The following is a 17,826-nucleotide window of genomic DNA, read 5'->3' as shown; positions in this document are numbered from 1 at the left end:
CACTCTCCGCATGACGTTCATTCTGATGGTGTCGCGCCGCAGCGCGGAAATTGCATTGACGGCGCGCAATCACGGCACAGGACGCCCATCCCGTGTGACCGGCGTCAATGAACCGTCGCGGACGGGGGGCTAGGGTGCGGCCTGTCAACTGGAGGCTGAAGCCATGCGAACCATCGTCTGTCTCGCCGCGGCGCTCGTCGCCTGCGCGCTCACGCCCTCGCCGGGGTTCGGCGAGGGCTCCGACGTCACCAACGGAAGCGACCGCTACATCTCCGGCAGCGCGGTCATGCCGGCGCTCGACGGCTCGGGCGAGACCTTTGCCGCCGGCGCCACCGTCGTGCTGAGAGGCCGCGCCGGCGGGGACACCCACGCCGCGGGCTTCGACGTGTCGGTCGAAGCCCCGGTCACCGGCGACCTCTATGCCGCCGGAGGCTCTGTCACGGTCTACGCGCCGGTTTCCGAGGACCTGACCGCCGCCGGCTTCAGCCTGCGCACCACCTCCGAGGCAGTGGTGTCGGGCAACGCGCGGCTGGCGGGCGGGGTGCTCGTCCTCGACGGGCCGGTGGCCGGCGCGCTCACGGCCTCGGGCGGCGAGGTGACGCTGAACGCGGCCATCTCGGGTGACGTGCGGCTTGCCGCGCGCACGGTCAGCTTCGGCCCCGAGGCGCGCATCGACGGACGGCTGATGCTCTCCGCCCCGGCGCCGGTGGACGTGCCCGAGACGGTCATCGCCGCCGACCGCGTGCGCTACGAGCCGCTGCGGATCCCCGACGCCTTCGCCGAGGCGGCGCGTCACTGGGAGGACGGGCCGATGCCCGAGGTGCCGGTCTTCGGGGCGGCACTGCTCACGCTTGCGCTAACCCTCGTGTTCCTGATCGCGCTGTCGGCCATCCTGCTGGCCTTCGCCGGGGCCACGGTCGAGCGGTTGCGCAAGGCGGTCGAGGCACGCCCAGGCGTCGCGGCGCTTGCGGGGCTGGGCGGGCTCTCGGCGCTCTTCGGCATGGTGCCGGTGGCGGCGCTCACCCTGCTGGGCATTCCCTTCGTGCCCTTCGCGCTGGTGCTGGTCGTGGTCGGCTGGACGCTCGGCTACCTGCTGGGGCTGCACGTCGTCACGATGCGGCTGCTTGCGAGCTTCGGCAAGGGCGGCACACCGGGGCTGGCCGCGCAGCTGGCGGTGCTGAGCCTCGGGCTCGTGGTCGCTGCGCTGCTGAACTTCGTGCCGTTCCTCGGCTGGTTCGTGAACGTGGTCCTCGTGGTGCTCGGCGTGGGGGGCATGACGCTCGCCATCTTCGAGCGCAGCCGGGGCACAGCCACCCCCGCCGCCGGATGAAGGGCAGGGCGGGCCGGCGTCAGACCCGGCCCGCCGCCGCCGGTCGCGACAGGTAGAGCGTGCCGGCGAGGAGCGGCAGGAGGCTCATGCCGAGCGCCAGCAGCAGGCCGGACAGGCCGGGCGTCGGCAGGCTCAGCACGGCCGCAAGCCCCGGCACCCAGAGCGCCGCCGCGAGCAGCAGCAGGCACAGCGCAAGCGCGCCCCAGACGAAGGGGTTGCGGATCTCGCCGTCGCGCAGGAGCCGGCTTCCCGGCTGGCGCGCGTTGAACACGTTCCAGAGCTGGGCCAGCGCAAGCGTGAGGAACGCCACGGTGACCGCCTGGTCAGTCGGCAGGTGCAATTCCAGCAGCGCCAGCGCGAAGGCGACGAGCGTGGCGACGGTGATGGCGCCACCAAGCAGCGCCACCCGCGTCCATTCCGGCCGCCCCATGATCGGCTCGGCCGGGTCGCGCGGCGGCCTGTCGGCCATGCTTGCCGAGCCGCGCCCGAGCCCGAGGGCGAAGGCGGGGAACACGTCTGTCACCAGGTTCAGGAACAGGATCTGCAGCGGCAGGAGCGGCGCGGGCAGGCCGATCCCCACGGCGAGGCCGACCACGAGCACCTCGCTGATGTTGCAGGACATCAGGTAGACCACGAACTTGCGGATGTTGTCGAAGATGATGCGGCCTTCGTGCACGGCGGCGACGATGGTCGCGAAGGAATCGTCGCGCAGCACCACGTCGGCGGCCTCGCGCGCGACCTGTGTGCCGCGCTGGCCCATGGCTATGCCGATGTCTGCCTTGCCGAGGGCCGGGGCGTCGTTGACCCCGTCGCCGGTCATGGCGACCACGTGACCGGCGCGCTGGAAGAAGGCGACGAGCGCGAGCTTGGTCTCGGGGTCGACGCGGGCGAAGACATCGCCCGCCGCCACGCGCGAGGCCAGGGCCTTGTCGGGGTAAACCGGGTCGAAGCCCGCGAGCGCGCGGCCCTCGAGCACCTTCGGACCGTCGCCTGCAATGCCCGCGTCGCGGGCGATCCGCGCGGCGGTGGCCGCATGGTCCCCGGTCAGCATCACGACCCGGATCCCGGCGCGGTGGCAGTCCGCGATGGCATCGGGCACCTCGGCGCGCAGCGGATCGGCCAGCGCCACCAGCGCCACCAGCGTCAGCCCGTCATAGGGCGGCGCGTCGGCGCGGTCGGCCTGCTTCATCGCCAGCGCGAGGCAGCGCAGCCCCTCGTCGGCCATGGCCTCCACCCGTGCGAGCCAGCGTGCACGTGCCTCCGCGTCGAGCGACACCCGGCCCCGCGATGTCAGGACATGGTTCGAGGCGGAGACGATTGCTTCGGGCGCGCCCTTGACGGCGTAGAGGAACCACGGGCTTTCGATATGGACATGTGCCATCATGCGCCGCTCCGGGTCGAAGGCGTGTTCCGCCACCCGCGTGCCCGGGTCAGGCGCGATGCCGGCGCGTTTCGCCACCGCCAGAAGCGCCAGTTCCATCGGGTCGCCCGCCTGTTCCGCGCCGTCGTCGGCGCTGTTGCACAGCGCGCCGATCTGCAACGCCCGCGACAGCGGGCTGTCGGCGGCGGCGGTGACCGGGCCGCTGCCCGCGATCTCGGTCGCGCCGTCCTCGGTGACGTAGCGGGTCACGGTCATGCGGTTCTCGGTCAGCGTGCCGGTCTTGTCGGTGAGGATGAGCGTCGTCGCCCCAAGCGTTTCGACCGAGGCGAGCCGGTTGATGACCGCGTTGCGCCGCGCCATGCGCCACATGCCCCGCGCCAGGCAGAGCGTCGCGACCACCGGTAGCCCCTCGGGCACGGCGGCGACGGCAAGCGCGACCCCGGTCTGCACGATCTCGGCCAGCGGGTAGCCCCGGATCACCCCGGCAAGGATGGTGATCGCGGCGAGCCCCAGCATGAGCCGCACCAGCTTGTGCCCGAGCCGGTCGAGCCGGGCCTCGAGCGGTGTGGCCTCGGGGCGGGCCTCCTGCACCAGCTGGCTGATCCTTCCGATCTCCGTCGCCATGCCGGTGCCGGTGACGATGCCCTCGGCGGTGCCCCGGGTGACGGCGGTGCCCTTCCACGCCATGCCGGTGCGATCCGCGAGCGGCATGTCGGCGGCCACCGCGGCGCTGTCCTTGTCGACCGGGAGCGACTCGCCGGTCAGCACGGATTCGTCGCATTGCAGCCCGGCTGCCCGGATGAGCCGCAGGTCGGCGGTGACCATGTCGCCCGCCTCGAGCAGCACGATGTCCCCGGGCACCAGATCCTGCGCCGGAATGACCGCGCCACCGCCGTCGCGGCGCACGCGGGTGCGGGTCTCGGCGATGTGGCGCAGGGCCTCCATCGAGCGCTGGGCACGCCACTCGGTGACGAAGCCGATGGCGCCGTTGATGAGCAGCACGACCCCGATGGCGAGGGCTTCGGGAATGTCGCCGAGCGCAAAGGCCAGAAGCGCCGCGCCGGCGAGCAGGTAGACTACGACGCTGCGGAACTGGTGCAGGAGCATCGCGACAAGACTTCGCGGTCTGAGGCTGCGCAGATGGTTCGGACCGAAGACGGCAAGTCGCCTCGCGGCTTCGGAAGCTGTCAGGCCCTTGGCGGGTGTCACCTCCAGCCGGTCGGCCAGTGTGTCGGGAGAGAGCGAATGCGGGGTGTCGGGCAGACGCGACGACATGGTGAAAGTCCTTGGATGAAGCGTCGCGGCCATCCTAGCGCCTCGGCCGAGCGACGCCATGACGCGGAACAAGCGCGGCGCGATCATATGCCGGGGAGGCCGAGTTCCCTGTCAATTTGCGCGAGACGGTCCCGCCAGATCGGGGAAGCGGCGATTTCTGCCAGCAGGTCCTTCCGAGTCGCCGGCACCTCGGGGCGACGCGGCGCCGCGCCGGGCCGAGCGCGGCGCCGCGTTCCGATGGGGGCCGGGGGGATCACTTCGACAGGAGAACGGGCAGGGGAGACTTGTAGAGCAGGTCCCGCGTGACCGCGCCGATGACGAAATCGTAGAGCTGGGAGTGACCGAAGGCACCGGCGACGAGCAGGTCGGCGCCGAAGTCCTGCGCCGCTCCGATCAGCGTCTCGCCGCGGTTGTCGGCGGTGGCGTTGCGCTCGCTCACCGACACCTTGTAGCCCAGCCGGTCGAGTGCGGTGGCGAAATCGTCCTTGCTGTCGAGGCCGGGCACTGCGTCGGCGGCACGAGAGATTACCGAGACCAGCTGGATTTCCGCACCGGATCTTGCGAGTGCCAGGGCGTCATGCGCCGCGCGCGTTGCCTCTCGGGTGTCGCTCCAGCCCATGACGATGCGCTCCGCGCCACCCTCCAGCGCGGCCTCGGGGGTGAGCACGAGCACAGGTCGCCCGAGGTTGCGGATCATCCGCTCGAGCAGGTTGCAATCGTCCGGCGAGCGGGTTTGCGAGCCGTTGGTGCCGACCACCACGAGGTCGGCCGCACGGGTGGAAGAAAGGATGAACGCCTCGGTGCCGTAGAGCGCCGAATGCCGGCGGAACTCGGCCAGAAGCCCGTTCGCCTTGACCTCCTTGTCGAAGATCGCGCGGATCTTCTCGGACTCCTGCTCCTCCCACTCCCGGACCGAGGCGTAGATCATCGGATCGGCCCCGAGCCCGTCGAAATATATCATCGGCGTGTAGGGGTGCAGCGCGATGAAATGCGCGTCCAGTGCGGCAGCCATCGCGGCGGCCCGGGCGATGAGCCACGGGGCCTCCTCGGAATCGAAGATGACGAGCGCGAGTGTCTTGATGGGCATGGCGGTTCTCCCCCCGGCAGGTTGATCCGGCACCCTTGACCGATGCCGCGCGCAACCGTCGCCGGCCGGGAGCGTCCGCGCATTGACGGCGGTCATCGCGCCGTCGTCACTCCTCGCGCGGCTCCGCGTCCTGCGCGCCGGCTTCGGTCCCGTCATCCTGCCGGAGCGACACGCGCACGTCGCCGGAAAAGACATAGCCGACGCCGCGCACCGAGCGGATCAGCGGCACATCGGTGTCGGGCAGCGCCAGCTTGCGCCGCAGACGTGCGACATGGCCGTCTATGCTGCGGTCGCTCGGCGTCCAGTCCCGTCCCAGCAGGACGTGGGAAATCTCGTCGCGACTGAGAACGCGCCCGGGGTGCCGCACGAAGAGCTCGAGCAGGCGCAGCTCGATCCGCGTGAGTTCGATCAGCGTGCCATCGGTATGCCGCACGACGCGGTTCTTGAGGTCGAAGGCGCTGTGATCGAACACGAGGCAGGCCTCGTCCGAAACGTCGCTGCCGTGGAATTCGAGGATGCGGCGGATGCGCAGCACCGCCTCGCGCATGTGGAAGGGATCGAGAAGGTAGTCGTCCGCGCCGGTTTCCAGCGCGTGCAGCCGGTCGCAGGGGGTGCCGGAGCGCATCACCAGCAGCAGTGGCACGTTCCAGATCCTGCGCAGGGTGGTCGCGAGCTGCGAGATGTCGGCCCCGTCGGCGTACTGGCGGAGCATGACGAGATCGACCACATGGTCGCGCATGATGCCAAGGACCGCCTTGCTGTCGCTGGCTTCGAGAACCTGCCAGCCCTCATGCTCGAATCCGGCCTTGAGGCGCGAGCGCGTGCCGCAGTCATCGTCGGCGACGAGAATCTTGGTGGTGGTCAGCTCGGGCAAAACGAACGGAGAATATCGGTCCGGAAACGGTGTTAGCTCTTCATAACATGCATTTGAGATGTTTGCACCACGTATAAATTTGCACCACTTATAAAGAGCGAACAGGCGGTTATGCCCCGTCATGGTCATGGCTCTGTCTGCAGGCGGGTGACCTCTTCGTCGGGCACCTGCGGAAAGCGCTGGTAGGCTGCGCCGACGCCGGGACACCAGGCGTCGGGGTGCGGGCAGACGACCGGCGAGAGGTCTGGCCCGAGGGCCTCCAGCGACGATCCGAGCGCGACCGGCACCGCCACGCCGATCTGAGCCGCGCCCTGTTGCCTGATCGCAGCGAGCGCCGCGCGCAGGGTCGTCCCCGTCGCAATGCCGTCATCGACGACAAGCACGCGCCGCCCTGCCAGCGGCTCCTCGGTGCGATGCGCGGTCCAGAGGGCACGGCGGGCCGCGATCGCCTCGACCGCCGGAGCGGCCAGGCGTGCGACCTCGGCCTTGGACAGATGCAGCAGCGCACGGACCTCCTCGTTGATCGTGAGCGCCTCCAGTCCGGGCCCGGTGACCGCGCCCAGGGCCAGTTCGGGATCGCCCGGGGCACCGACCTTGCGGACGATGAGAAGGTCGAGCGGCGCGCCGAGGTGGCGGGCGATGGCGGCGCCGATCGGGACGCCTCCGCGCGGCAGCGCGAGGACCAGCCAGTCGGGGCCGATCTCCTCGGGCAGCATCGCAACCAGCTGTTCCGCCGCATCGTCGCGATCCCTGAAGTATGCCATGAGCCTGCCCCTCCCGGTGCGCCCGGTCGCGCCCTGTCCTGTCGCGGGCGAGCGCGCGCGAAACCGCCGGCCGCACATCCGGGGAACGCACACTCCAGCGGCCGGCGGTCTCCACCCTGTCCGCCGAGGCGGCGCCCCGTGGCGCGGCCAACGTGGAGCCTCATTCTGCGGACAGACACGGAGACGGCATTGACTCCTGTCAATGCCGGCCGCCGGACGGGCCTTGTCGCCGGTCAAGACAGCCAGATCGTCGATGCCGTAGATTGCCCGGATCAGGAAACGGCACCAGAGGAGGACGTGCCATGACCAAGCGTGACGAGTATGTCGAGAAGACCAAGGCCCGCATCGACCAGTGGAACGCCGAGATCGACCGGATGCAGGCGCGCGCCCGCGAGGCTCAGGCCGATGCGCAGGCGCAATACGAGAAGAACCTCGCCGAGATGCGCCGGCAGCGCGATGCCGCGGAGGTGCAGCTGCGCAAGATGCAGGGCGCAGGCGACCGCGCCTGGGACGATCTCAAGACCGGGTTCGACAAGGCGTGGGACGATATTTCCGCCGCGTTCCGCACCGCGTCGGATCGCTTCAGGTAGGTCGACGGGGCAGGGGCCGCGTGACGGTCCCTGCCGCGCCTCTCCGTTCAGAGGAAGAGGAAATCGTCCTGCGTGAGCATGTCGGTCGAGACACCCTCGATCAGCACCATGTGCCCGTCAGCGAGCTGCATCTCGACCCCGCCGGTCACATCGGTGAGGGTCAGCGAGGCGAAGGAAACGCCCACCAGCCCGTTCAGTACGATCACGTCGGTTCCGTCCTCGAAATCGCTGATCCGGTCGGCCTCGCCCTCGGTGATCTGCGCGAAGACGAAGGCGTCTTCACCCGTGCCGCCGGTCATCGTGTCGTTGCCGGTGCCGCCGTTCAGCCAGTCCGCGCCGCTGCCGCCGTCGAGCCTGTCGGCGCTGCTCCCCCCGTAGAGGAAATCCGCGTCGTCGCCCCCGCGCAGGATATCGTCTCCGGCGCCGCCCCGGAGCGTGTCGGTCCCGCTGCCGCCGCCAAGATCGTCATCCCCCGCGCCGCCGTCGAGCAGGTCGTTGCCGGCCTCGCCCCACAGGCGGTCGACGCCGTCGTCGCCCCACAGCGCGTCGTCGCCCGTTCCTCCATAGAGAAAATCGTTGTCGGTGCCGCCCGCGAGCTTGTCATTGCCCGCATCGCCGAAAAGCCGGTCGCTGCCGCCGCCGCCCCGCAGGTGGTCGTCGTCGTCGCCCCCGCGCAGGGTATCGTCGCCAGTCTCGCCAAGAAGCAGGTCGGCGCCGTCGCCGCCGCGCATGTCGTCGCCACCTCCGCCGCCGGTCAGCCTGTCGTCACCGGTCTCGCCGAAGAGACTGTCGGCCCCGCTGCCGCCATACAGCGCATCCGCCCCGGTGCCACCGTACAGCGCATTGTCGCCGCTAATGCCCCGGAGGGTGTCGGCGTCACCGCCACCGCGCAGCACGTCGTTTCCAAAGCCGCCGTTCAGCTCGTCCGATCCGGCCTCGCCGAAGAGCAGGTCATCGTCGACGCCGCCGTGCAGGCTGTCGTTGCCCTCGCCGCCATAGCCGGTGTCGTTGCCCGTCTGCAGGAAGAGCAGGTCGCCGTTGTCGTCGCCGTAGCCGATGTCGTCGCCGCTGCCGCCCTCGATCTCATCCCGGCCCGTGCCGCCACGCAGGGTGTCGTCGCCGGAGCCGCCGAAGAGCGAGTCCTGCCCCCCGGCGCCCGACAGCGAGTCGTCGCCAGCGCCGGCACGAAGAAGGTCGCCGCCATCGCCGCCGCCCAGCGTGTCGTGGCCGCTTTCGCCGAAGAGCGTGTCGCTGCCGTGACCGCCGCTCAGGATGTCGTTGCCTTCGCCGCCCTGGCCGTGGTCGTTGCCGCTGCCGAGGTAGATCTCGTCGGCGTCCTCGCCGCCGTCGGCGCTGTCATCGTCCGCGCCGCCGAGGATCAGGTCGCGGCCCGATCCGCCACGGAGGGTGTCGGCGCCGAAGCTGCCGTCGAGCGTGTCGCGGCCGCCGTCGCCGGAGATGTAATCGTCGCCGCTGCCGCCGGCGAGCCAGTCGCCGCCATTTCCGCCGCCGAGCGTGTCGTTGCCGGCCTCGCCGTAAAGGCGGTCGGTGCCATTCCCACCGCCGAGCAGGTCATCGCCGGTGCCGCCGTAGATGGTGTCGTCGCCGCTGAGGCCGCCACTGACGTCGTCTCCGTCGTGCAGTCGGATCTCGTCGTCGTCCGATGTGCCGTAGACCGTGTCGTCGCCGTCGTTTCCCTCGACGTCCTGGTAGAGCAGCGTGACCTTGTCGTCCGGTGCGGCGTCGCGTGTTGTAATGCGTGGCATGAAAAGGATCCTTCCGGATGGAAAATCTCGCCGGCCCAGGTCGTTGTTCGGTGGGCCGGTCTGTGCCGGGCCAGAGTATGCCGGGGCCGGTGCCTGTCAATGCGCACGGTCAATGGCGCACGAAAAAGGCGGAGCCGCGAGGCTCCGCCTTTCGGGGTGTCGATCGGGGCTCGGGGGTCAGTTCGGCAGCGCGCCGCAGAACCCGCCCGAGGCGGCGCTGCCCGAGCCGAGCGCAAAGGCCGCCGGGGCCTGGTAGGGGTTCAGCTCCGAGGTGACGAGGTCGAAGCCAATCAGCGCGGCCAGGAAGACCAGCGCGAGCGTTGCGGTGAAGGTGCGCGTCATTTGCGCGCCTCCAGCCCCAGCGCCGGGCGCATCCGGATGCCGACGAAGGCGCCCGCGAAGGCGGCGGCGAACCATGCCCAGCCGTGCAGGCTGCCGGTCGAGATGCCCGAGAAGAAGGCGCCGACATTGCAGCCGAAGGCGAGTCGCGAGGAATAGCCCAGCAGGAAGCCCGCCACCACGGTCGCGACCCACGCCCGTGCCGGGTAGCCCGGCAGCGCCGCCGACAGCGCGCCGCGCCGCCATGCGGCGACGCCGAAGGCGCCGGCGATGATGCCGATGTCGGTGAGCGAGGTGTAGTCGGTCAGCAGGCTCGACTGCACGCGCTCCATCGAGCCCGGCGCGCTCCAGAAGGCCGAGCCTGCGAGATCGCCGCCCAGCGCCGTGTATCCCTTCGCGGCCCAGAGGCCGAGCCCGTAGACCACGCCCCAGGGCTGGCCCGCGACGACGAGGTTGCCGATGGCGAGCGCCGCGAGGATCAGTGCCGCGATGGCGTGACGGCGCGACAGTTTCACCGTGCCGGGCGCGGCCCGCCAGAGGATGAAGGCGGTCACGGCGGCGAGCAGTACCAGCGTGACGATCAGCCCGGTGGTGCCCGACAGCGTGAGGATCGGCAGCGCGCCGAGCCCGGTCCACCAGATCAGGTGATAGGCGCCGGCAAAGCTGCCGATGGCGAAGAAGGGCAGGGCGAGCAGACTCACCGGGTTGCCGCTGCCGGCGTTCACCAGCGTGCCCGAGCCGCAGCCCAGCACGATCTGCATGCAGGCGCCGAAGACGAAGGCGCCGCCGATCATGGCAAAGCCGATGGGCGCCTGTGCGCCCACCAGCTCACCGGGATGGCCGGCCAGCAGCGGGATCGCCACCGCGGAGACCACGGCGATCGACAGCAGCTGCGCGATCAGCCCCGACGGCTCGCGGCGCAGGATCATCGCCCGCCACGGACCGGCGAAGCCGAAGCGCAGCCCTTCGAGAACCACGCCGAAGCCCAGCCCGATCAGCAGCAGCATCCCGTAGCGCGCGCCCGCGAAGACCGAGACCAGCGCGACGAGCACGAGCCCCGCCGCGAGCAGCCCCAGCCGTTTGCCGAGCGCCCCGGTCGTTGCCGGGGCGCCGTCATTCAGTGCCGCCTGCGACATCAGTTACCGCCGGTGAACTGGTTGAGGAGGTTCTGGAGAAGGCCGGGCGCGTTTGCGACCTCGAGGTCCCCTTGGGTGTATTCCACCATCGAGCCCGGGTAGAGCTTGACGTCCTCGAGCCCGGCGAGCTCGCTCAGCGCGAACCAGTTGGTCGCGGCCCAGTGGCCGGTGTTGCAGAACGAGACGATCTCCTGCCCGTCCGAGACGCCCAGCGTCTCCTTCAGCTTCTCCACGTCCGAGACCTGCCCGATCGCGGTGGCGCCGGACTGGAAGAAGCGGGTGTAGGGGTAGTTCTGCGCACCCGGCAGGGTGCCCGGCTTCTCGGCTGCGCCATGTGCCTTCTTGCCCTCGAAGAAGGCCTCGGGGCGGGCATCGAGCAGCAGCGCCTGCTGTTCGCCCGCGACCACGTCGGCAACCTCAGGCGTCTCGGCGGTCCAGGCGTCGTTCCAGGTGATGTCGATGTCGGTCGGCTCCGGCGTCACCTCTTCGGACGAAACCGGCAGCCCGGCGTTCACCCAGGCCTGCGCGCCGCCGTTGAGGATCGACAGCTCCTCGAAGCCCGAGCTCTTGAGGGTCCAGTAGACCCGCGCGGCCGCGCCGAACTCGGTGTCGGTGGCACCCTGCGACACGATCACGACGGGCTCCTGCGGGTCGAGCCCGAGCTCTTCGTAGGTGGTTTCGAGCTTGTCGACCGGCACGCGCGCGCCCGGGTTCTCGGAGGGGCCGCGGAACAGGCCGTAGGGCGCCGAGACGGCGCCTTCGATGTGACCGTCGGCATAGGCGTCGCCGCGGATGTCGAGCACTGCCGGCGCGTCGTCGCCGCCGAGCGCGGCCTCGAGCTCGGTCGCGGTGACAAGCGGCCCGAGCGGCGCGGCGAGGGATGCGCTGGCCGAGAGGGCGGTGATCGAAGCGGCAAGGGCGATGACCTGATATTTCATCGGAAAGACTCCCGTTTACAGCGGATGAAGGGTTGGGTTTGTAATTGGCCTATCCGACGCGCGCTGCAAGGCAAAGCCGGTGTTGCCGGCAGCAGTGACCGGGAACAGCGGACCATCGGCGTCGGGGACTGCGGATTCCTGATTTAAGGCCATGCCGTCTTGCGAACGCGGTTCCGGTTTGGGCCGCGTGCCCGAAACCTCGTTCTTATTCGCCGCGAATGTGCGGACCGGGGGCGAACGATCTTCGTCACTTGCGGGAAACGAGATGGAAGCGGTCGCGACGGGGCCGGCGACTTGCGGCGTCCGTTCGGGCCCCGAAGGAAAAGGCGGCGGCCGGCCCGTGGCCCGCCGCCGCCTCTTTCGGTGCATGGTTCGCCCTCAGGCGGCCTCGGCGTCGGTGCTGCTGCTGCGCGGCACCAGCGCGGACATCACGTCGGCCATTTCCACGTGGCCGACGCTCTCGCCGTTCCGGACCACCCGGAAGCGGGCGTCGACCGCGCCCTCGGACGAGGCGATGAGGCTCTCGAGATTGTCGTTGGGCGACACCTCCATGCTCGTCGGGCCCTCGGGCGGGCCATTGCGCATGATCGAACGGACCCGCAGCACGCGGGCGCGGTTGATGTCGGCCACGAAGTCCTCGATGTAGGGATCGCTCGGGGCGAGCAGGATTTCCTGCGGTTCGCCCTGCTGCACGACTTCGCCATCCTTCAGGATCACCAGGTGGTCGGCGAGCTTCAGAGCCTCGTCGAGATCGTGGGTGATGAAGATGATGGTCTTGTGCAGCTCGCCCTGCAGTTCGAGCAGCAGATCCTGCATGTCGGTGCGGATCAGCGGATCGAGCGCCGAGAAGGCTTCGTCCATCAGCATGATGTCCGAGTTCGAGGCCAGCGCCCGGGCGATGCCCACGCGCTGCTGCATCCCGCCGGAAAGCTGGTGGGGATACTGCTCCTCGTTGCCGCCGAGCCCGACCCGGTCGAGCCACTTGCGCGCCTCGCCCTCGTAGTCAGCACGGGCCTGGCCGCGGGTCGCGAGCGCCATGCCGGCGTTCTCGAGCACCGTCCGGTGGGGCAGGAGCGCGAACTTCTGGAACACCATCGACATGTTCTCGCGGCGCAGCTTGCGCAGCCGCGACTGGTTGAAGGTGAGGATGTCCTCGCCGTTCACCAGCACCTCTCCGGCCGTCGGTTCGATCAGCCGGTTGAGGTGGCGGATCAGCGTCGACTTGCCCGAGCCCGACAGGCCCATGATGACGGTGATCTCGCCTTCCTTCATGTCGACGTTGATGTCCTTGAGGCCCAGCACGTGGTTGCGCTGCTCCAGAAGGTCGGGTTTCGACATTCCCTGCTTGACCTCGGGGAGGACCGATTGCGGGTCCTCGCCGAAGATCTTGTAGAGATGGCGGATGGAGACTTTCACGTTGTCTGACATCGGGGTCTCCTTACGATTTCTGCGACTGGCTGGCGTCGATCCGGGCCAGCGAGGCCTTGGTCACGCGGTCCAGCGAGATCGCCAGCACCACGATGCCGAAGCCCGCGACAAGGCCCACGCCCAGTTCGAGGTTGCGGATGCCGCGCAGCACGAGGATGCCGAGCCCAGGGGCCGAGACCATCGAGGCGATGACCACCATCGCGAGCGACATCATGATCGTCTGGTTCACGCCGGCCATGATGTTGGGCAGCGCCAGCGGGATCTGCACGCCGAAGAGCTTCTGCCGGCTGGTCATGCCGAAGGCGTCGGCGGCCTCGATCACGTCCTTGTCGACGAGCCGGATGCCGAGGTTGGTGAGACGCACCACCGGCACGATGGCATAGAGGATCACCGCGATGCCGTAGAGTTTCGGCTCGGTCACCGAGAACAGGAAGATCAGCGGGATCAGGTAGACGAAGGGCGGCAGCGTCTGCAGCATGTCGAGGATCGGGGTGACGACGCTCTGCATCCTGTCGTTGCGCGACATGGCGATGCCGATGGGCACGCCGAGCAGCACGCAGATGAAGGCGCAGACAAAGATGATCGCAAGGGTCTGCATCGCGGCGTCGTAGTGGTTCACGAAGGCCAGCGTCGCGACCATCAGCGCTATGAAGCCGAGGATCTTCCACGACCGGGTGACCGCGAAGACCACCGCCAGCAGGATCGGGATCATGATGAACCACGGCGTCTGGGTCATCACGTGAAGCATGTTCTCGAGCATCCAGCTCAGCGGCTGGGTGAGCGGGTCCACGACCACGCGCAGCGCGTCGCGGATGCCCAGGAAGCCCTCTTCGAGACCTTGCGTGAGGTCACGCGATTGCGGGATCGCGGCGCAGGCGTCGTGCAGCGCATCGAGAGAGGGAAAGGGGGTGTCCCAGGCAGAGGTGGCGCTGGCGCCGGCGTCTCCGCCCTTGGTCTTGGAAAGCAGGTCGGCCATCGACATGGGCCCGTCGCTCGAGCCTCCGTCGCACCATTCCCGCAGGCCAAGTGTGTCAAATAGGCCGTCGTATGTTGCCATGTGGGTGTGTGGACCGGGCGGTCCCTCCTTGCTGTGGAAACAAAAAGAACGGGACCGGAAACCGGCCCCGTTCCACCGGACACACTGGTCCGGCCATGATCGCTTACTGCATCAGCTGCGAGAGGTTCTCTGCGGCAGCGTCGTTGATCCAGCCCGACCAGACGTCGGGGTTCTCGGTGATGAAGTGCACAGCCACCTCATCGGCCGACGCGTTGTTCTCGTCCTGCCATGCCAGCAGACCGCTCATGGTCGAGGTCTCGAAGGTCATGTTGCGGAAGAACTCGGTCACTTCCGGCTGCTGCTCGGCGAACTCGGTGGTCACCGAGGTCAGGATCGGCGCGGCCGGGAAGTCCGACACCTGCGGGTCCGAGGCATCGGCGTTCTGCAGGTTCTCGAAGGCGCCCTCGTCGTAGTCGCCCAGCTTGACGCGGGTCATGTCGTACTTGCCCATCGGCACGGTCGGGCCCCAGTAGTAGCCGAACCACGGCTCACCGTCGGTCACGGCGGCGCCCATCGACGAGGCGAGCGTCTCGCCCGAACCGTGGTTGAACACCTCGATGCCCGAGCTCTCGAGGTCGAGCGCGCGGACGAGGTTGTCGGACACCACGCGGCAGCCCCAGCCGTCGGGGCAGTTGTTGAAGCGACCGCCGACGAGCTCGGGGTTCTCCATGATGCCCTCGATGGTCGTGAGCTCGGGGTGCTCTTCCGCCAGCGCGGTCGGGATCCACCAGCCTTCGACGCCGCCCGGCTCGAGAACCGAGGTCAGGCGCTCGACGGTGCCGCCCTGCTCAAGCTTGTCATAGGCTTCGCCGGCCGAGTTCAGCCAGAGGTTCGTCACGACGTCCGGCTCGCCGTTCTCGGCGATCGAGGTGATCGCGGGGACGGTGTCGGACTGCACGAGGCTCACGTCGCAGCCATAGCCCTGCTCGAGCATGAACTCTGCAATCTTGGTGGTCACTTCGGCGGCGGCCCAGCCCATCTGGGCAATGGAGACCTCGCCGCAGCTTCCGGCGCTGTCCTGTGCGGAGGCGGCGCCGGCACCCAGCGTTGCGGTTGCGAACATGGTCGATGCGAGCAGTGTCTTACGCATGTGAAACTCCTTTAATTATGAAACGATCTTGCGAACCGTTGAGCCGCCATGTGTGATGCTTGTCCGCTCTTTCAAGGCAGAATTTTCGCAGATGGCGCGGTCTGCAGTCGTTTGGTTTTCGAAGGAGTGCGTATCAAGGCGGTCATTGGGATGCAAACGGTTCGCAGCATGGCGTAGGGTCGGAAGGAGGGTGCCGGCGCCGCGGATAGCAGCTCCGCCGACATCCTTACCTCGCCGCGAGCCTCGCGCCTCGCTGCGATGAATGGCCCCTCTCGGGAGCCTGTGACCTTGCCCGGCCCTGCGCTATGGTCCGGCTCGTAGAGCCGGGCAGGTGCCTCCGGCATCGCGTCGCACTGCGCCAGGAGATCCCGATGACCGACAGTTCCCAGGAAGTCGAGCGCAAGTTCCTCGTCGCCGAAATGCCGCCGCTCGACGGGGCGGTGTCCGAGCACATCAGGCAGGGATACTTCACCGTGCCCGAGGATTCGGTTCAGGTGCGGCTGCGCCAGAAGGGCGCGCGATTCTTTCTCACGGTGAAGGGGCAGGGCACGCTGTCCCGATCCGAGCACGAGACCGAGATCCCCGCAGAGGTGTTCGAGCGTCTTTGGCCAGCGACCGGCGCGCGCCGCCTCGAAAAGATCCGCTGGACGGGTCGCCTGCCAGGCGGGGAAGTTTTTGAGCTCGATCTCTTCGAGGATCGCGACCTGAGGCTCGTCGAAGTCGAGTTCGCGGACGAGACCGGCGCGCTTGAATTCGTGCCGCCCGACTGGTTCGGCCGGGAGGTGACCGAGGATGGCCGCTTCTCGAACAGCAGCCTGGCGAGTGGGGGCGTCCCTGATGCTTCACCACCGCCGGAGCGCTGACGCCGGGCGCGCCTTCGGCGGCGCGGATCGGCCGTTGCCGGACGGCAGGGGCCTTCGCCCAGCTTGACAGCCGCTTTCTTCCGGTCATTAGCATCCGCCATGTTCGGCTTCAGAGATATCGAGATCATCCGCTCCGTGGTGCGCCACGGCGGGTTCCGCGCGGCCTCCGATGCCACGGGCCTCGCGCAGTCGGCCATTTCGCGACGTATCCGCCACCTCGAGGACCGCATGGGCATCACCATCTTCGAGCGCGACGGGCGCGGCGTGCGCCTGAGCGCCGCCGGGCGGCGGCTCTGCGACGAGGCCGAGGTGCTGATCGCGCAGCGTGACCGCATTCTCGGAGAGCTGGTGCAGGGCGTCATGGCGGGCGTGGTGCGGCTGGGCGTGGCCGAGACCATGACCCACACCATCCTGCCGCGGATGCTGACCACATTGCGTGCGCGCCATCCGATGCTGCGTTTCGAGATCGCCGTCGATACCTCGGACCAGATGGGGCAGGCGCTCCGCGACGATGCGCTCGACGTGGTCATCATGCTGCGCGACCAGGCCCCGCGCGGCATCGCGCTGACCCCGCTGCCGCCGGTCAGCATGGGCTGGTTTGTCTCGCCCGAGCATTTCACGCTGCCCAGCCCCGCCGGGGTCGACGATCTCGCCGCGCTGCCGATCGTGTCTTTCCCGAAGACGACGATCCCGCACCGGCAGGTGCTCGACGTGCTCACGCCGGGGCGGCGCCAGCCGGCGACGGTGCACGGCTCGGCCTCGCTCGCGACGATGCTGCATCTCGTGCAGCAGGGATTCGGAATCGGCACGATTCCGCATTCCATCGTCGAGGCCTGGCCCCACACCACGCTTCAGGAGATCGAAGTGCTGCCCGAGGCGACACTTCCGCCGCTCGAGTTCGTCATCTGTCACGATCCTGAAAGAAACGAGGAAATCGGGCGTGCCGTGACGCAGGCGGCGGTGGAGGCCGGGCGCGACTGATCGTCTGGGGAGATCGGTAGTGACTTAAATTGAGCTATTGATTCAATCGGTCACTCTACGGAATGCTCGGGGAAACCGGAGTATTCGCATGACCGACGCCAGAAGCATCGTTTCCAGCCCCGCCGCGCTGCGCGCGCAGATCCGCGACGGACAGTTCACCGGGCCGACCGCAGGCCACGGTGGCGATGCGCTTCAGGCGAACCTCGTGATCCTCGCGGGAGACGATGCCTCGGCGTTCCTGCGCTTCTGCCAGGCCAACCCGCGCCCCTGTCCGCTTCTCGCGGTCGGAGAGCCGGGCGACCCGACGCTGCCGACCCTCGGCGACATCGACCTGCGCCACGACGTGCCACGCTACCGTGTCTGGCGCGATGGCGCGCTGGCCGACGAGCCCACCGACATCGCCGCGCTCTGGCAGGATGACATGGTGTCCTTCGCGCTGGGCTGCTCGTTCAGCTTCGAGGACGCGCTGACCCGCGCCGGCATCCCGGTGCGCCACCAGACGGCGGGACGCAACGTGCCGATGTATCGCACCGATCTTGCCACCCGCCCGGCGGGCCGGTTCTCGGGGCCGCTGGTGGTCAGCATGCGTGCGATGCCCGCCGCCGACGCGATCGAGGCGATCACGATCTGCGATCGCTTCCCGCTGGCCCATGGCGCTCCGGTGCATCTCGGCGATCCGTCCGAGATCGGTATCGCCGACCTCCATGCGCCGGACTACGGCGATGCGCCCGACATCCGACCGGGCGACATCCCGGTGTTCTGGGCCTGCGGCGTGACCCCGCAGGCAGCGATCACCGCCGCGAAACCGGCGCTCGCGATCACCCACGCGCCGGGGCACATGCTGGTGACCGACATCCCCTCGGGGCAGGCCGAACGCCGCCTGACCGGCGTTCACACCGGCTGACCCGCCGGCACGAGACCAACCAA

16 protein-coding genes are annotated in these 17,826 nt (G+C 69.0%); 5 read left to right on the top strand and 11 right to left on the bottom strand.

Annotated features, from left to right (window positions below):
* Nucleotides 1-163: 163 nt before the first annotated feature.
* Entirely contained in the window at nucleotides 164-1,330 is a 1,167-nt protein-coding gene (locus D6860_RS09600) for a DUF8173 domain-containing protein (protein ID WP_076623629.1), read from the top strand.
* 19 nt (nucleotides 1,331-1,349) lie between these two features.
* On the opposite strand, the gene D6860_RS09595 is transcribed toward D6860_RS09600, so the two are convergent.
* From D6860_RS09595 to D6860_RS09580, 4 genes are all read right to left on the bottom strand, one after another.
* Nucleotides 1,350-3,986: a cation-translocating P-type ATPase gene (locus tag D6860_RS09595; protein WP_076623630.1), complete on the bottom strand. Its 2,637-nt coding sequence runs from the start codon at nucleotides 3,984-3,986 to the stop codon at nucleotides 1,350-1,352.
* Nucleotides 3,987-4,239: 253 nt separating this feature from the next.
* The gene (locus D6860_RS09590; RefSeq protein WP_076623631.1) at nucleotides 4,240-5,073 is read right to left on the bottom strand and encodes a universal stress protein; all 834 of its coding nucleotides are present in this window, start codon (nucleotides 5,071-5,073) and stop codon (nucleotides 4,240-4,242) included.
* 106 nt (nucleotides 5,074-5,179) lie between these two features.
* Nucleotides 5,180-5,947: a response regulator transcription factor gene (locus D6860_RS09585; RefSeq protein ID WP_076623632.1), complete on the bottom strand. Its 768-nt coding sequence runs from the start codon at nucleotides 5,945-5,947 to the stop codon at nucleotides 5,180-5,182.
* A 125-nt stretch (nucleotides 5,948-6,072) separates the two neighbouring features.
* A complete protein-coding gene (locus D6860_RS09580; RefSeq protein WP_076623633.1) occupies nucleotides 6,073-6,711 on the bottom strand; it encodes a phosphoribosyltransferase in 639 nt (212 codons plus the stop codon).
* 302 nt (nucleotides 6,712-7,013) lie between these two features.
* Between D6860_RS09580 and D6860_RS09575 the strand changes: the two genes are divergently transcribed.
* Nucleotides 7,014-7,301 (top strand): sll1863 family stress response protein, encoded by a 288-nt coding sequence (locus D6860_RS09575; RefSeq protein WP_076623634.1) that lies wholly within the window; start codon nucleotides 7,014-7,016, stop codon nucleotides 7,299-7,301.
* A gap of 47 nt (nucleotides 7,302-7,348) precedes the next feature.
* Here D6860_RS09575 and D6860_RS09570 read toward each other — a convergent pair whose 3' ends face one another.
* From D6860_RS09570 to D6860_RS09545, 7 genes are all read right to left on the bottom strand, one after another.
* A complete protein-coding gene (locus D6860_RS09570; protein WP_076623635.1) occupies nucleotides 7,349-9,067 on the bottom strand; it encodes a calcium-binding protein in 1,719 nt (572 codons plus the stop codon).
* Nucleotides 9,068-9,244: 177 nt separating this feature from the next.
* Nucleotides 9,245-9,409 carry a hypothetical protein gene (locus tag D6860_RS25245; RefSeq protein WP_164845636.1) on the bottom strand — a complete coding sequence of 55 codons (165 nt, stop codon included), beginning with the start codon at nucleotides 9,407-9,409 and terminating at the stop codon, nucleotides 9,245-9,247.
* Nucleotides 9,406-10,542, bottom strand: a complete 1,137-nt coding sequence (locus tag D6860_RS09565; protein ID WP_076623636.1) for a YeeE/YedE thiosulfate transporter family protein — start codon at nucleotides 10,540-10,542, stop codon at nucleotides 9,406-9,408. The genes D6860_RS25245 and D6860_RS09565 overlap by 4 nt, the downstream gene beginning before the upstream one ends.
* The gene (locus D6860_RS09560) at nucleotides 10,542-11,480 is read right to left on the bottom strand and encodes a sulfurtransferase (protein WP_017469149.1); all 939 of its coding nucleotides are present in this window, start codon (nucleotides 11,478-11,480) and stop codon (nucleotides 10,542-10,544) included. The genes D6860_RS09565 and D6860_RS09560 overlap by 1 nt, the downstream gene beginning before the upstream one ends.
* Before the next feature lie 378 nt (nucleotides 11,481-11,858).
* Nucleotides 11,859-12,908 carry a quaternary amine ABC transporter ATP-binding protein gene (locus D6860_RS09555; protein ID WP_076623637.1) on the bottom strand — a complete coding sequence of 350 codons (1,050 nt, stop codon included), beginning with the start codon at nucleotides 12,906-12,908 and terminating at the stop codon, nucleotides 11,859-11,861.
* Nucleotides 12,909-12,918: 10 nt separating this feature from the next.
* Nucleotides 12,919-13,965, bottom strand: coding sequence for an ABC transporter permease (locus D6860_RS09550; RefSeq protein WP_076623638.1), 1,047 nt, complete (start codon nucleotides 13,963-13,965; stop codon nucleotides 12,919-12,921).
* A 103-nt stretch (nucleotides 13,966-14,068) separates the two neighbouring features.
* Entirely contained in the window at nucleotides 14,069-15,055 is a 987-nt protein-coding gene (locus tag D6860_RS09545; RefSeq protein WP_017467354.1) for an ABC transporter substrate-binding protein, read from the bottom strand.
* A gap of 371 nt (nucleotides 15,056-15,426) precedes the next feature.
* Between D6860_RS09545 and D6860_RS09540 the strand changes: the two genes are divergently transcribed.
* The 3 genes from D6860_RS09540 to D6860_RS09530 all read left to right on the top strand — a co-directional run bounded on the left by D6860_RS09540 (nucleotide 15,427) and on the right by D6860_RS09530 (nucleotide 17,803).
* A complete protein-coding gene (locus D6860_RS09540; protein WP_017467355.1) occupies nucleotides 15,427-15,918 on the top strand; it encodes a CYTH domain-containing protein in 492 nt (163 codons plus the stop codon).
* A gap of 99 nt (nucleotides 15,919-16,017) precedes the next feature.
* Nucleotides 16,018-16,899: a LysR family transcriptional regulator gene (locus D6860_RS09535; protein WP_076623639.1), complete on the top strand. Its 882-nt coding sequence runs from the start codon at nucleotides 16,018-16,020 to the stop codon at nucleotides 16,897-16,899.
* 88 nt (nucleotides 16,900-16,987) lie between these two features.
* Nucleotides 16,988-17,803 (top strand): putative hydro-lyase, encoded by an 816-nt coding sequence (locus tag D6860_RS09530; RefSeq protein ID WP_017467859.1) that lies wholly within the window; start codon nucleotides 16,988-16,990, stop codon nucleotides 17,801-17,803.
* Nucleotides 17,804-17,826: the final 23 nt, after the last annotated feature.

Source organism: Salipiger sp. D13 (genome assembly GCF_003703915.1).
Taxonomy (GTDB): Bacteria; Pseudomonadota; Alphaproteobacteria; order Rhodobacterales; family Rhodobacteraceae; genus Salipiger; species Salipiger profundus.
This window is presented reverse-complemented; position numbering and strand designations above follow the sequence as displayed.